The sequence below is a fragment of the Salinisphaera sp. SWV1 genome, from assembly GCF_052044155.1.
Classification (GTDB): Bacteria; Pseudomonadota; Gammaproteobacteria; order Nevskiales; family Salinisphaeraceae; genus Salinisphaera.
Genome location: NZ_JBQDYE010000122.1, coordinates 1 through 704 on the forward strand (window position 1 = coordinate 1; position 704 = coordinate 704).

Sequence of the window (704 nt, forward strand, 5' to 3'; positions counted from 1 at the left end):
TCTCCGTCAATAGCGACAGCGGAGAGATTGGCTTATCGATTATGCCGCCGGAAGGATGGGGTTGGTGGAGCGCTTACGACTAACCCGTGACGGAAATAGATGATTTGTCGGGTTGATTATTAATCCGGCATCAAAACAGCTGAGTTCATCAGCTGTTTTCATCGCCTTCAAAGATAAAAGTCGGCGCCTGTCCGTACTTTATTTTCAAAGGCTTCGCGGCCAATGGCCGCGGCGAGTGGCCGGTGGTGCAGGCCTCGGAATCATCAAGGCCTGCGCGACATGCCCCGCAGGATCGCGATGTTGGCAATAACGCCAACCTGCGCAGGTCGCCTTGACAGGTCCGGGCGTGCCGGATGATTCATTCAGGGCCAACAAGAAAAAAGAGCCGGCGAGATGCCGGCTCTTTTTGCTGCGGACTTGTCCTGAGCGACCTACAAGCTGGCAGTCGTCATAGCGCCGTTGACCAGGCGCCGGATACCCAGCGGATTGTCATCGGCCAGCGCCTTGGGCAGGACCGCTGCGGGCGCGTTCTGGTAACACACGGCGCGCAGATAGCGATTGATCGCCAGCGTGCCCACCGACGTGCTGTGGAAATCGGTGGTCGCCGGATACGGTCCGCCGTGGACCATCGCATCGTTGACCGCCACCCCGGTCGGGAAGCCGTTGAACAACACCCGCCCGGCGCGCCGCGACAGTGCCGTGAC

Annotated in this window: 1 pseudogene; it reads right to left on the bottom strand. The window is 59.8% G+C overall.

Annotated elements, in window-relative coordinates:
- Positions 1-431 precede the first annotated feature (431 nt).
- Positions 432-704: pseudogene (locus ACS8YF_RS19745) on the bottom strand (aldehyde dehydrogenase (NADP(+))); the annotation flags it as partial.